Raw genomic sequence first — 13,522 nt, forward strand, 5'->3', positions numbered from 1 at the left:
TGCTGGCCCGTTACCTGTATGCGACCGCATACCACGCTCGCCATCGAAGCCATGGCGCATTAAACCTCCCATCCGATGTTCAGAACCCTTGCTTCCCTTGGCCGGCTTGTCCGGGCCGGATTCACGCTGGCGCGTTACGACGCCATCTTTCCGCGCGAATATCAGGAGAAGTTTCCGCCATCACTGGTCGCGCTGGCCGCCGTCACCCGGCTGTTCTCGCGCCGTGGCGAGGCGGACAATCCCGGCGAAAGACTGGCACGGGCACTGGAAAAACTCGGCCCGTCCTATGTGAAGCTGGGACAGGTGCTCGCCACACGGGCCGATGTGGTCGGTCAGCGCTTCGCGCGCGGCCTGTCGCGCCTGCAGGACCAGATGCCGGCCTTCGACCAGCAAATCGCCATCGCCACACTGGAGCGCGAGCTGGGCGGAGAGCTGGCCGACTGGTTCACCGAATTTCGCGAGCCCGTGAATGCCGCATCGGTCGCGCAGGTTCACCGCGCGACCACGACCGATGGCCGCGATGTCGCCGTGAAAATCCTGAGGCCCGGAATTGAAGCCCGGCTTCAAAAAGACATTCGCGCCATGCAATTGGGCGCAAAGCTGGTTCAGCATTTCGTCCCGGCCGCCAAACGCCTCGAACCGGTGAAATTCGTCGACACCGTGGCCCGCGCCACCGAACTGGAAACCGACCTGCGCCTCGAAGCGGCCTCTGCCAGCGAACTCGCCGAAGCGGCAGCCCTCGCCGAGAATTACCGGATTCCCGAGATCGACTGGGAGCGCTCGGCCAAGCGGGTCCTGACCACGCACTGGATTGACGGCATCCCGCTGACCGATACGGACCGCATTGATGCCGCCGGCATAAATCGCGTGGCGCTGGCCAACACGCTGACGCGCGCCTTCCTGACCACGGCGATGGAAGCGGGCGTATTCCATGCTGACATGCACGCCGGAAATCTGTTTGTGGATACGGACGGCAATCTCTGGGCTGTGGATTTCGGCATTATGGGCCGGATAGGCCGCGAAGAACGTCGTTTCCTTGCCATGATCCTGCACGGCTTCCTGACCCGCGATTACAAAGGGGCCGCCGAGGCCCATTTCAACGCCGGCTATGTTCCGCCCCGTCACTCGATCGATGATTTTGCGTCCGCGCTTCGTGCCGTCGGCGAGCCGATTTTCGGCAAAAGGGCCGACGAAGTGCCGATGAGCCGGGTGCTCTTGCAGCTTTTCGAGATTACCGACCTGTTCGACATGCATCTTCGCCCCGAACTGGTCCTGCTTCAGAAAACCATGGTCCAGTCCGAGGGCGTGGCGCGCATCCTCAATCCCCAACACGATATGTGGGCCGCGTCAGCGCCCGTCGTGGAGAAGTGGATGAAGCGCGAACTGGGTCCTGAAGGCATCGCGATGGATTTTGTCGACGATCTCAAACGCCTGCGCGCCAGCGCAAAACGCCTGCCCGATGCAATCGAGGACTGGGCCGAGGCCGGCGCGCGCTTGCGCAGCGGTGAAATCAAGCTCGACGAAGCCAGCCTGACCCGGCTGGCGGGTCAGCAGCGCGAAGGCCGACTCTGGCGCTGGCTCGGCTATGGTGTGCTGGCGATGGCGGCCGGTGCCGCCGGTGCCAGCCTTTTCAGCCTGCTTTAAAGCGCCAGAAGAAAGTGTAGCCACATCGCCGCCAGAACGACGGCGGAAATCCGGTGAACCAGAAACCGCAAACCGATAATGTTGATCGTAATGTGGATCAGCGTGTGCAGATATCGTAACCCGACAAACACCCACGCCAGCGTCAATTGCAGGCTCCATACCTCGATATCGGCGGCCAGATGCAGCGCAATCAGAACATAGAACAGCACCGGCAATTCCAGAAGATTCACGAGATTTCGTCCCGCATTGCCGACATAGGCGGGCGGCGGCGCGCCCGTCTTGGTCAGTGAATATTCTTTGGACAGCTCACCGCGCGCATTGGCGATCACGCCCAGCACGGTCATCAGAAAATAGACAAACAGGGTAAGCAGTGCGAGCGCTGCGGCGGCATGAAGTATGGATGGCATGATGTCCTCCCCAGTTCAGACAAAAGACGCTAGCGCGCTTTGCCCTCCACCTGCGAGCAAAAACACGCTAGGAGATAACAGGTTCTGGAGGCCCGAATGAGCGACAAGCGTATTCTTCTCATCATCGGTGGCGGCATTGCCGCTTACAAATCGCTCGAACTGATCCGCGAACTTTCCCGGCGCGGCATCTCTTCGCGCTGCATCCTGACCAGCGCTGGAGAAAAATTCGTAACGCCACTCAGCCTGGCAGCCCTGTCCGGCGACAAGGTCTATACCGACCTCTTTTCGCTGAATGACGAAGCCGAAATGGGCCATATCGAACTGTCCCGCTCCGCCGATCTCGTGGTCGTCGCACCGGCCACGGCCGACCTGATGGGCAAATGCGCCAATGGCCTCGCCAACGATCTGGCCTCAACCACGCTTCTGGCAACCGACAAGCCGGTCCTCATGGCGCCGGCCATGAATGTTCGCATGTGGGAACACGCTGCCGTTCAACGAAATCTGGAAACACTCCGGTCCGACGGCATTGAATTTGTCGGCCCGGATGACGGCGAAATGGCCTGCGGCGAATTCGGACCCGGCCGCATGGCGGAGCCCTCGGCGATCGCCAGCGCCATCGAAGGCCTCCTGTCGCGGATCTCTGCATGAGCGGTCTCATCGGCAGGAAAATCGTCGTGACCGCTGGCCCGACGATCGAGGCCATCGACCCGGTGCGCTTCCTCTCCAACCGGTCCAGTGGCAAGCAGGGCTATCTGATTGCCGAAGCCCTCGCTCACAGAGGCGCGGATGTCCGGCTTGTTTCTGGCCCGACATGCCTGCCCTGCCCGCTGGATGTCACCCGCATCGATGTTGAAAGCGCCCGCGACATGCTCGCGGCAGTGGAGGCCGAACTGCCGGCGGCAGCCTTCATCGCGGTGGCCGCCGTCGCGGATTGGCGCCCGGCAGAAACCCATGCCCGCAAGGCGGAGAAATCGGCGCATGGAGTCACGCTTCAACTCGTTGAAAACCCGGACATTCTGAAGTCCGTTTCCGGCCTGGGTCACAACCGCCCGCCTCTGGTCATCGGTTTTGCCGCTGAAACCCATGACGTGCCCGAGCGCGCGCGCGCCAAACGCCTGCGGAAAGGGTGCGACTGGATCGTCGCCAATGATGTGTCCGGCGACGTCATGGGCGGCGATAAGAATGCAGCCGTCCTGATTACAAACGATAGCGAGGAAAGCTGGCCGCGAACGCAGAAAGTGGCCATTGCGACCCTGTTGGCGGATCGCATCGAAGCCGCGCTCGCAAGAATGCGAGAATTATAATCTGGCGGCCTTCGCTCCGATTTCGTATTTTCACGAGAGAAAACAGGAGGCCGGTCAATGAAGACGGCGATCATTTCTGCAATGGCACTGGCGGGCTTGGCAACAGGCGGCGCGCTGGCACAAACCGGCATCGAGGAATATGGCTGCGCGGCCATGTCGAATGATGGTCAGGGCGCCGCCGGAATGCCCGGATACAGCATTCTGGACGAAACCCGCGAAGAGGGGCGTTTTTCTTTTGGTATATCGGCCGACTTCCCGGTCAGCGGCATCATGTGCCGGCGAAACTCCATCATTCCCGCCGAATTTGATTTCGAAGTACCGCTCTCCGGCTACCCTTTATACATCTCCACAGACGGTGCGGATGGAAGCCGCATTGTTGTCCTGACGATTGAAGACGAACAGTTTGTCGTCAGGGTACTGGAAGGCCGTTTGACAGCAGCGGAGCGGGCCCGGGTGGCGAGCCGTATCGAAAGCTATTACGCTCGGCTCGATACCGAATCATAAACAGACCGCCAGTTGCGACAGCTCGCGGTCCCCGGGGAGAGGGCCGCCATGCCGGTAATTGTTCAGGTTTCACCATTGCCGCATTTTGAAGGTCTGGAGCTACCAAAATACCAGACGCCTGCGAGCGCCGGGCTCGACCTGCCCGCAGCCGTCGCAGAAGATGAGCCTGTCACCATCCCGCCCGGCGAATGGCGGCTGATCCCGACCGGCCTCTCTATCGCGCTGCCCGATGGATATGAGGCGCAGATACGTCCACGGTCCGGGCTGGCCGCAAAGTTCGGCATATCCATGGTTAACACGCCGGGCACAGTCGATGCCGATTATCGCGGCGAAATGAAGGTCAATCTGATCAATCACGGCAAGGAACCATTTGTCGTCAAACGCGGCGAACGCATCGCCCAGATGATTGTCGCGCCCGTTACCCATATCGAGTGGGCACCCGTTGCCCGGCTCGACGAAACCGCTCGCGGCACCGGCGGTTTTGGCTCAACGGGCCGGTAGAGCCCCGAATAACGCGTCCGCACCTCTGGCAAAGCGTCTTTCCCGTCATACATAGAAGGACAGCCACAACCGGAGAGACACGTCATGGCAACCAATGGGCGCGGGAAAGTCTACGCATCGTTTCTGGACACGATCGGCGATACGCCGCTGGTCGAGCTGGGGCGGCTGGCCGAAAAACATGGTGCCAAGGCGCATATTCTGGCCAAGCTGGAATTCTTCAACCCGCTTGCCAGCGTGAAAGACCGGATCGGTCTGGCGATGATTGAATCGCTGGAAGCCGCCGGCAAGATCGGACCGGACACGCTTCTGGTGGAACCGACATCAGGCAATACTGGCGTCGGGCTGGCTTTTGTGGCCGCCGCCAAGGGCTACCGGCTGAAGCTGGTCATGCCGGAATCCATGTCCATCGAACGCCGGAAGATGCTGGCTTTCCTCGGCGCCGAACTGGAATTGACGCCCGCCGCAAAGGGCATGGGTGGTGCCATTGCCCGAGCCAAAGAGATTCTGGAAGAGAATCCGGATGCGGTCGCCCCCGGGCAATTTGTCAATCCGGCCAACCCCGACATTCATCGCAAAACCACCGGCCCGGAAATCTGGAATGATACAGATGGCAAGGTCGATGTTTTCGTATCCGGCGTCGGAACGGGCGGAACACTGACCGGCGCTGGCGGCTATCTGAAAGAGAAAAACCCGGACGTGAAAATAATCGCGGTAGAGCCGGTCGACAGTCCGGTTCTGTCAGGCGGCGCGCCAGGGCCACACAAGATCCAGGGCATCGGGGCCGGCTTTGTTCCGGACATTCTCGACACCGGTCTGATTGACGAAATCATTCAGGTTTCGAACGCGGAGGCCATTGCGTGGTCCCGGGACGCCGGGAAGGTTGAAGGCCTGCCGGGCGGCATATCGTCCGGAGCAGCACTGAAGGCCGCGCTGGATGTTGGCAAACGCGAAGACATGGCGGGCAAGAATATCGTCGTGATTATCCCGTCCTTCGCCGAGCGCTATATCTCTTCGGCCCTGTTCGACGGGGTTGGCGAGTAGGCCCTAGACGTACGCATCATGGCAATAGGAGGAAACGTCGTTGATCCTCGGATCAACGACAAGATCGCTGGGACGCAGAGGCCGCGAAATGCGCAGCCCTTCGAGCGACCGCGCCCGCGACAGCGCGACATACGCCTGCCCGTGGGCAAACATGCCGCGAGAAAAATCGATGTAGAGCTTGTCAATCGTCAGGCCCTGGGCCTTGTGGACCGTCATCGCCCAGGCCAGCCGTAGCGGCAATTGCTTGAACGCCCCGACCACCGACTTGTCGATCGCCTTTTTCGCCGCATCATATTGATAGGAATAACGCTCCCAGGCGGCGGGCTCGACGCGGTGCGTGTCGGTCCCAATACGGACCATCACCGCTCCGTCATCGAGATCGGCAACTTCACCCATTGTCCCATTGACCCATTTTCCTGATGGATCGTTGCGGATCATCATCACCCGCGCGCCCCGTTTGAGCACCAGCGGATCTTCGGTCGGAAACAGGCGCGGATCAAACTGGCCCTCGGTCTTGGAGCTGTATGCGCCCGCCTCGCCGGGCAGGGCCGCCAGCCGGGCCGCATTGATGTCATGCGCGGCCTGATTGGTCGGTGTGAGCACAACATGCGTGGCGCTGGCGTCAAAGCCGGTCGCCTGCGTCACCCGTTCATTCAACAGGGCCGCCTCGCGTTCATCCACGCGAGCCTCCCGGACGGCCGACAATATATCGATAAAATCCGGATCCGATTGCCGGAAAACGGTTTCCAGTTCGACCCGCAGAAAGCCGGCATCGCGAAAACCGGGCGCATTGAAGAAAAACGGGCCGCCATAGATTTCGTCCAGATACTGACCCACCTGCCCGTCCACCACGGGCGGAAGCTGCGCCAGATCCCCCACGACAATCATGCGAACCCCGCCAAACGGCTCCGAGCTGTCACGGTGCAGGCGCAAGGAGTGATCAATGGCGGCCATCATGTCGGCCCGCACCATCGAAATCTCGTCAATCACCAGCGTATCGAGCTCCTTGAGAAGCCGGGCATGCCGAAGCCGGCGAATATCCTGCGGCTCGATCAATCGCGGCGGAAAACGGAAAAAGGAGTGAATGGTCTGCCCCCCCGCATTCATTGCGGCGACCCCCGTCGGCGCTACCACAGCTGCGCGCCCCTCCATCTGCTGGAGGAATTTGCGCAGAAGCGTGGTCTTGCCGGTCCCCGCCCGTCCGGTCAGGAAAATATGGGCCCGGCCCGTAGTCAGCAGTCGCAAGGCGGGCGCGGTGGGATCATCATGAGGGGCAATCGTGTTCATGATTCCAGACTGACCTGATTGGTGACGAACCGCCATAGGCAGGCTGTCAATCCGGTGCTAGTCGATGGCCATGGAAGATGAAGAGATCGAACGCTATGCCCGCCATCTCGTTCTGAAGGAGATTGGCGGCGCGGGACAACAACGCCTTCGCGCTGCCTCCGCGGTCATCATCGGCGCGGGCGGCCTTGGCGGGCCGGCAGCCCTTTATCTCGCGGCGGCGGGCACAGGCACGATCACGCTGATCGATCCCGATACCGTCAGCCTCGACAATCTGCAGCGCCAGATCCAGTTTGCCACGACCGATATCGGCCTGCCCAAAGCACAGACCGCCGGAGCCGGACTCGCCCGGCTGAATCCTCTGGTGAATGTTCGTGCCGTTCAAGCCGCGCTGACGGCGGAAAATGCCGCCTCCGTTATCGCTGGAGCCGACATCGTTCTGGACGGCTGCGACAATTTCGAAACCCGCTTCGCCGTCAACGCCGCCTGTCATGCCCGGGGCATACCTCTGGTCTCGGGCGCGGTCGGACGATGGACCGGACAACTGGGTGTGTTTACATCGGGGCTGAGGGACGGCTCACCCTGCTATCAATGCTTTGTACCCGCTATTCCACCGGATGCGGAAACCTGCGAACGCGTCGGTGTTGTCGGGGCTCTGACCGGCGTCATCGGCTCGATGATGGCGCTGGAAACCATCAAGTGGATTACGCGCGCAGGCGAGCCCCTGACCGGCCGCCTGATGATCCATGATGGCCTGGCTGCCACAAGCCGCACCCTGACGCTGCGCCGTGATCCGGCCTGTCCCGTTTGCGGTTGATTATTTCGGATCAGAACCGGTGTCTTCCACCCGCTCGCCGGCAAAGACGTTTTCATACTGACCGCGGTCCGGACCGATTGTGCGGTCGAACAACTGAACGGCCGAGCGCAGGATAGAGCTCATATCTGCGCTGCGTGAAAACTGGTGACCCGCGCGATCATATATCGCGAAGTCGACGACCACGCCCGCAGAATTGAGTTCGCCCGCCATTTCCTGGGATTGTTCAAACGGCACAGTCCCGTCGCGCATACCGTGCGCAATCAGCACCGGCATCGTGTATTGACCCGCAAGATTCACCGGTGAGGCCGCTTCCAGCCGGGCGCGATCGCGGCGGGGATGGCCAATGGCCCGTTCCCAGTATTCTGCCGCAGCCTCGTTGTTTTCCTGCCAGTGTTCGACAAAGGAAACGAGGTTGGTGACCGGCGCGGCGGCAAACACACAGTCATAGAAGCCCGGCCTCTGCGCTCCACCGATCAACGCCGCATATCCGCCATAGCTGAAGCCGGCAATACAGACGCGTTCGCCGTCAACCTGCCCGGCGGCGATGACGGCGGCGATCGCATCGTCGACGTCCTGCTGCATCCGGCCGCCCCATTCGCCATATCCGGCCTCGGCGAAGGCCCGGCCATATCCCGCCGAGCCCCGGAAGTTGGGCTGCAAGACGGCATAACCATTGGACGCAAAATACTGTGCGACCATGTCGTAGCCATAGAGATCGCGGGCCTCCGGACCGCCGTGCGGCATCACGACAAGCGGTGTGTTCGGCCCCAACCCCTGCCGCGGAATGGTCAGATACGCCTGCAAGGGTGTGCCGTCGCGCGATGTATAGGACACCACATCGACATCGTTGAGGTCCGACTCATGCAAATTGGGGCTGACCGAATAGATATGGGTGATTTCATCGCTGGACGCTTCATAGAAATAGAGCGCGCCGGCCTCTCTCGGGCCGCTGGCATGCAGCATCATCCGGTCGCCGCGAAAGCCCCTGGGCACGACCGTCAGATCCTCATCAAAACGGGCAATAATGCGTTGGTAGTGCGCATCCAGAGCCGGGTCGAGAATAACCACTTCATTTGCGCCGTCCGAGCGGACATAGCCGAGAAGCCGGCGCGAGCGGCCATCCACAATGGTTCGGGAAATATCGACGCGGTCTTCGAGCGCCAGTGTCGCGCCATATTCCCCCGCCGCCAGATCGAACCGGTAGAGCCCCACCTTGTCGCTGCCTTCAGGACGGCCAAAAATAATGATTTCCCCGGGGGCCTCGCCATGACCGGCAAAGTCAAACTCCGGTGCCGCTTCGGCGAGTTCATTGGTCAGATAGGACGCCGACCGCCGCCATCGCCGGCTGTCGGGCGCCCGCGTAAAAACATGCACGCGCCGCTGGTCTGTCGAGACGTCGACCCGCATGGCAGCCTGACCATTGGTGTCGGTAAACCAGTAGGCGGTGCGCTCCGTGCCCCGCTCCACAAGCTCGGCATCGCCGGTAAAAACATTGACGCGCCAGAGATCGAGATTCCGGTCCCGATAGGCAGGCATCAGAACATGCCCATCATCGCCCGGCAAAAGATCGACGACCGCGCTCCAGAAGGCGTTGTTGACATTCCGGAAGACCCGCCGGCCTTCATTCTGGAACAGGACGACCGGACGCGATGTATCCCATGGATCAAAACTGACGGTCCGGATAACCGGCACATCCACGCGTTGACCGCCCGCCTGGACATAGCCATTGGTCCGGATCGTCACCAGCAGCCGCTGGGCATTCGCCCACACCATGTAGACAACGTCATAGCCCGTCAGATCGGTACGGGAAATTTCCGGCTGGCCGGGTGAATCAAGGTCGCGAATAACCAGCTCGCCGCCGGGGGAGTCGACACCGCGATATTGCATCTGGGCCAGCAACCGGCCGTCCGGCGACAATTCCGGTGGCGTTTCACCTGCGCCGGAAAGATAGTCATAAACATTGACATACCGGTCCGGCCAATAGCCGTCCTGACCGAGCGCGGGGGCAACAAGAAAAACGCTCCCAGTCAGCAAAATCAGAATCTTGACCCGTAACAGCCGATTCATTGCAGTCAAATCCAATTCAAGCACGTCCATCTTTGCGTTACAGTAAAACCCTAAAGCGGAAGGTGTAATAAATACAAATTCTGATAGAATTCCTTCCGGGGTCTTTGCTCGACGCAGATGCTATAACGCCAAACGACTAACCTCAGCCGCGATGGGCGAACTTCGACCTATTTGGTCAAGGCTCCTCAGCCGCCTCGTCCATGGGACCAGGCCAGTCTTCAAGGAAAATGCTGTCATACTGACCTCGATCAGGTCCAATCACTCTGTCAAACATTGCCGTGGTTTGGGTTAGCAATAAACGCCAGTTTCCATCCTCCTCGAAAGAGTGCCCGGCATCGCTATAGGTTTGAAAAAAGTAGTCGCCTCCGACTTCGGCCAAAGCCTCCGCCATTCTCTCAGTGTGATCGAACGGCACAACGGAGTCATCCGTACCGTGTGCAAGAAGAACCGGCATTGTCATACGATCAGCCAGATGAATCGGGGAAGCCCAATACATGCGATCACGATCGGTTCGTGGATTCCCGATGGCTGTGGTCCAGTATGCGTATGCATTCTCATTATTGCGCTGCCAGTAATCAACGAAACCCAGCAGATCTGTCACCGCGGCGCCCGCAAAAACGCATTGATACAGGTCGGGCCGGGTTGCCCCGCCCATCAGCGCTGCATATCCACCATAGCTGAATCCTGCGATGCATATCCGGTCAAACGCGACTCGCCTTTGATCAATCATCACCTGTACGGCATCATCCAGATCTAGCTGCATTCGCTCGCCCCAACGGCCATATCCCGATTCAGCAAAATCGCTGCCGTAACCAGACGAACCACGAAAATTCGGTTGCAGGACCGCATAGCCTCGCGACGCATAGTATTGGGCGATAAAATCAAATCCGTAATCATCGCGGCGTTCGGGACCGCCATGCGGCAATAGAATCAAAGGTGTATCCGGCCCCATACCGCGCCTTGGTATAGTAAGGTATGCTGTCAATGGAACGCCGTCGCTCGCTTGATAGCGAACGATCTCGACATCATGCAACACATCTGGCGGCAAGCGCGGTCGCGGTGTCATCAGCGGGTCAACAGATCCCGATGCACGATCATAGAGGTAATATACGCCGGCCTCACGCGGCCCGGTGACATACAAAATCATGCGCTCGCCAGCAAAACTGGCGGGTAATACACTGACATCATCGCCAAAGAAATTCCGCAGGCCACGATAATGTCGACGCAGATCAGGATCTGTTATTTCGACCTCAAACCGATCATCCGTAAAGGCATATCCCAGATAGGCTCCGTTCTGCGGGTTGACCATGATATGGCTGATATCCACCCGATCATGCTCAGCCATGGTTTGGACATATGTCCCTTCTGCAAGGTCATAGAGATAGATACCACGCCGATCGGATCCGTCGCGCCGACTAAAGACGTATATTTGCCCCGGCTGGTCTGAAATGCCGCCCCAGGCAAATTCGCTGGCGCGATCAGATAACTCATTGGTCCGGAATTGCGCTGTCCGGCGCCAACGCCGCTCACCCGGCTGTCGTGTAAACACCTCTACGCGGCGCCCGCGGTAATTCACATCTACACGCATTACGGCCACACCGTCGCCATTGGTGTACCATTGTCGCGTGTGCGAATTACCATCCTCAATCACATCCGCCGCACCGGTTTCGGTATTCACACGCCAAAGATCGAGGGAATCGCCACGGTAGGCGGCCATCAAAATATGTTCAGGGTCATCGGGCAGAATATTGACGAGTTCATTGCCGTAGGCGTTATAAAGATTGTCAAAGACCCGGCGCTCTTCCTCAAATAGCACAGTCGGGCTGGACATGTCTCGGCGGTCGTAACTGACCGTCCTGATAGAGGGCACGTCGACCGGAACACCCCGGACTCGGACCAGCCCTCGGCGTAACAGCGTGACAAGCACCCTGTCATCGCTCGCCCAACCAATATTGATAATTGGTAGCCGACCAAAGCCCGTCTGACTCACATTTGAATTATCGGGCGAATCGAGATCGCGAATGACGAGGACATCGCCATTTTCGGCATGGTCAGTGTGCACCATGAAGGCGAGATAACGCCCGTTGGGCGACAGAACCGGCCGCGTGACTTCCGGTGTATCCAGAAAATCCTCGAGTTCCGCCTGACCATATGCAGGTAGATCATCCTGAGCGCTGGCGTTGCAGGCGACCAGACATACGAGCACAAACGTAACGAAACTTCGCAATGTGAATTCTCCCCTCCCCTCGGATTTAAGAGGATGGGGAGGGATCACGCAATGCCTGATTGATCCGGCGGCGGCTTTGGCGGGGCTAAACCAACAAGATCGTCAACAGAGCGACAGAGAAGCGGCGTTCAGTCGCAGCTGATGGTCAACGGACTGGTTTCGGTATCGCCTGCGGCATCAAAATAGAGCGTCGCGACCATGCGCGGCGTACAGATAAAGCGCCAGTTCCAGTCGTCCCCATAGTCTGCCAGCGGATCGGCCGCCAGTACGTCTTCGAGCGACAAACCCTCTTCGACGAGTGGCGCAATAATCGCCCGTGTCGCAACAATCATGTCGATCGAGGCCTGAATGTCCGAGCGCGTCGAGAGCGGCCCATGGCCGGGAATGACCTGAGTGTCGGGCCCGGCGACGCGCAAACCGGTTTCCATCGCATCAATAAACCCTTCGATAGACCCGCCACCGGCGACATCAATGTAGGGGAAGAGACCCGAAAAAAGTGTGTCACCCATGTGAAGGACATCCGCGCCCTCGAAATAGACCAGTGCGTCGCCATCTGTGTGCGCGGACGGCACGTGGACCGCACGCACCGTCTCGCCATTCATGTGAAAATGAAGGTCTTCGCCAAATGTCAGGATCGGCAAAAATCCGTATTCATTCTGCGAATCGGAATTGGCCAGCCGCGTTCGGATATTGTGGTGGGCGACGATAGTTGCGCCTTCGGCGTGGAAGTGATCATTCGAACCCGTATGATCGCCGTGATAGTGAGTGTTGAGGACAAAACGTGGCACGCCCTCGCCCGCAATATCGGCAATAGCCGCTTCGACTTGCGGCCCGGAATTGGGCAAAAGGTCGTCCACCAGCAAGATGCCGTCTGCGCCCGTCAGAAACGCCATATTGCCGCCGGCTCCGGTCGACAGCATGACAATGCCGCCGCGTAACTGGGTCGGCTCGAATTCGTACTGACGATCCTGGGCGCTTGCGCCCGCGGCAAAGGCCAGAATGGACGCGGTGACGAATACAGATTTCATGAGATCCTCCCTGATGGCTCCTGTCTCATATAGAGCGTTATCACCGGAACGTCTTGCAAATCCCGTCAAATTTACCGGCTATTCACCCTGAAGGGCGCATGTCACGAACCATGCAACGCCTCCTGCGCCTTCTCCTGTTTGCCATCCTCGTGATGACGTCGCCCGCCATTCTGGCGCAGGACGCCGACACGCCTTCAGGCTATCCGGTGCCGCGCTTTGTCTCATTGAAGGTCAGCGTGGCTTACGGACGCGAGGGACCGAGCCAGGATCATCAGATCGTCTGGCGCTATGTGCGCGAGGGATTGCCGCTGCGGGTAACGGCAGAAGCGCCCGGTTGGCGCCGTGTGGAAGATCCCGGCGGCGAAGTCACCTGGATGCACCACTCCCTGCTCTCGGGCCGGAGAACCGTCTTTATTCCGGAAGAAACAGAATTGCGCATTCGCCCGGATAACGACGCCAATATCGAAGCCGTCGCAGAAGCCGGGGCCATACTGGACCTGGAGCGTTGCGCAGACGGCTGGTGCCGCCTTGAAGCGCAGGGACATCATGGCTGGGTACAGGCCGATGCCGTTTGGGGTCTGATGCCATCTGATCTGGGGCTGAGCGATGCTGCCACAGACAGCCTCGCCGCCTTGAGTGCCTCGTCGCCGCATGATACCGCTGATCACTGAAAGCGGTGGATATCTGACGGCTTGATC

11 protein-coding genes and 1 pseudogene are annotated in these 13,522 nt (G+C 59.7%); 7 read left to right on the plus strand and 5 right to left on the minus strand.

What is annotated here, in order from left to right; all coding sequences use genetic code 11:
• Positions 1–75 precede the first annotated feature (75 nt).
• A complete protein-coding gene (ubiB, locus tag HXX25_RS11070) occupies positions 76–1,644 on the plus strand; it encodes a 2-polyprenylphenol 6-hydroxylase (protein WP_187165971.1) in 1,569 nt (522 codons plus the stop codon).
• On the opposite strand, the gene HXX25_RS11075 is transcribed toward ubiB, so the two are convergent.
• A complete protein-coding gene (locus tag HXX25_RS11075; RefSeq protein WP_187165972.1) occupies positions 1,641–2,051 on the minus strand; it encodes an MAPEG family protein in 411 nt (136 codons plus the stop codon). The genes ubiB and HXX25_RS11075 overlap by 4 nt on opposite strands.
• A 96-nt stretch (positions 2,052–2,147) precedes the next feature.
• Here HXX25_RS11075 and coaBC point away from each other — a divergent pair.
• From coaBC to cysK, 4 genes and pseudogenes are all read left to right on the plus strand, one after another.
• Positions 2,148–3,355: pseudogene (coaBC, locus tag HXX25_RS14435) on the plus strand (bifunctional phosphopantothenoylcysteine decarboxylase/phosphopantothenate--cysteine ligase CoaBC).
• A gap of 57 nt (positions 3,356–3,412) precedes the next feature.
• Positions 3,413–3,859: a hypothetical protein gene (locus HXX25_RS11085; protein WP_187165973.1), complete on the plus strand. Its 447-nt coding sequence runs from the start codon at positions 3,413–3,415 to the stop codon at positions 3,857–3,859.
• Positions 3,860–3,907: 48 nt separating this feature from the next.
• Positions 3,908–4,360 (plus strand): dUTP diphosphatase, encoded by a 453-nt coding sequence (gene dut, locus HXX25_RS11090; RefSeq protein ID WP_187165974.1) that lies wholly within the window; start codon positions 3,908–3,910, stop codon positions 4,358–4,360.
• Positions 4,361–4,444: 84 nt separating this feature from the next.
• Positions 4,445–5,401, plus strand: coding sequence for a cysteine synthase A (gene cysK / locus HXX25_RS11095; RefSeq protein WP_187165975.1), 957 nt, complete (start codon positions 4,445–4,447; stop codon positions 5,399–5,401).
• Positions 5,402–5,404: 3 nt separating this feature from the next.
• Here cysK and HXX25_RS11100 read toward each other — a convergent pair whose 3' ends face one another.
• On the minus strand, positions 5,405–6,688 hold the full coding sequence (locus HXX25_RS11100) for an ATP-dependent RecD-like DNA helicase (RefSeq protein WP_187165976.1): 1,284 nt from the start codon (positions 6,686–6,688) through the stop codon (positions 5,405–5,407).
• A gap of 64 nt (positions 6,689–6,752) precedes the next feature.
• Between HXX25_RS11100 and HXX25_RS11105 the strand changes: the two genes are divergently transcribed.
• Positions 6,753–7,502 (plus strand): molybdopterin-synthase adenylyltransferase MoeB, encoded by a 750-nt coding sequence (locus tag HXX25_RS11105; protein ID WP_187165977.1) that lies wholly within the window; start codon positions 6,753–6,755, stop codon positions 7,500–7,502.
• Here HXX25_RS11105 and HXX25_RS11110 read toward each other — a convergent pair whose 3' ends face one another.
• The 3 genes from HXX25_RS11110 to HXX25_RS11120 form a co-directional block, all read right to left on the minus strand.
• Positions 7,503–9,569 carry a S9 family peptidase gene (locus HXX25_RS11110; RefSeq protein ID WP_187165978.1) on the minus strand — a complete coding sequence of 689 codons (2,067 nt, stop codon included), beginning with the start codon at positions 9,567–9,569 and terminating at the stop codon, positions 7,503–7,505.
• Positions 9,570–9,744: 175 nt separating this feature from the next.
• Positions 9,745–11,796: a S9 family peptidase gene (locus tag HXX25_RS11115; protein WP_187165979.1), complete on the minus strand. Its 2,052-nt coding sequence runs from the start codon at positions 11,794–11,796 to the stop codon at positions 9,745–9,747.
• Positions 11,797–11,924: 128 nt separating this feature from the next.
• Positions 11,925–12,824, minus strand: coding sequence for an MBL fold metallo-hydrolase (locus HXX25_RS11120; RefSeq protein WP_187165980.1), 900 nt, complete (start codon positions 12,822–12,824; stop codon positions 11,925–11,927).
• A gap of 98 nt (positions 12,825–12,922) precedes the next feature.
• On the opposite strand from HXX25_RS11120, the gene HXX25_RS11125 reads away from it, so the two are divergent.
• The gene (locus HXX25_RS11125; protein WP_233346663.1) at positions 12,923–13,495 is read left to right on the plus strand and encodes an SH3 domain-containing protein; all 573 of its coding nucleotides are present in this window, start codon (positions 12,923–12,925) and stop codon (positions 13,493–13,495) included.
• Positions 13,496–13,522 lie beyond the last annotated feature (27 nt).

Origin of the sequence: Hyphobacterium sp. CCMP332, from assembly GCF_014323565.1 — a bacterium.
GTDB lineage: Bacteria > Pseudomonadota > Alphaproteobacteria > Caulobacterales > Maricaulaceae > Hyphobacterium.

Coding starts and splice junctions, on each gene's coding strand:
- HXX25_RS11100 (WP_187165976.1), bottom strand. CDS start 6,688: ATGAACACGATTGCCCCTCATGATGATCCCACCGCGCCCGCCTTGCGA.
- dut (WP_187165974.1), top strand. CDS start 3,908: ATGCCGGTAATTGTTCAGGTTTCACCATTGCCGCATTTTGAAGGTCTG.
- cysK (WP_187165975.1), top strand. CDS start 4,445: ATGGCAACCAATGGGCGCGGGAAAGTCTACGCATCGTTTCTGGACACG.
- HXX25_RS11085 (WP_187165973.1), top strand. CDS start 3,413: ATGAAGACGGCGATCATTTCTGCAATGGCACTGGCGGGCTTGGCAACA.
- HXX25_RS11120 (WP_187165980.1), bottom strand. CDS start 12,824: ATGAAATCTGTATTCGTCACCGCGTCCATTCTGGCCTTTGCCGCGGGC.
- HXX25_RS11105 (WP_187165977.1), top strand. CDS start 6,753: ATGGCCATGGAAGATGAAGAGATCGAACGCTATGCCCGCCATCTCGTT.
- HXX25_RS11075 (WP_187165972.1), bottom strand. CDS start 2,051: ATGCCATCCATACTTCATGCCGCCGCAGCGCTCGCACTGCTTACCCTG.
- ubiB (WP_187165971.1), top strand. CDS start 76: ATGTTCAGAACCCTTGCTTCCCTTGGCCGGCTTGTCCGGGCCGGATTC.
- HXX25_RS11125 (WP_233346663.1), top strand. CDS start 12,923: ATGTCACGAACCATGCAACGCCTCCTGCGCCTTCTCCTGTTTGCCATC.
- HXX25_RS11110 (WP_187165978.1), bottom strand. CDS start 9,569: ATGAATCGGCTGTTACGGGTCAAGATTCTGATTTTGCTGACTGGGAGC.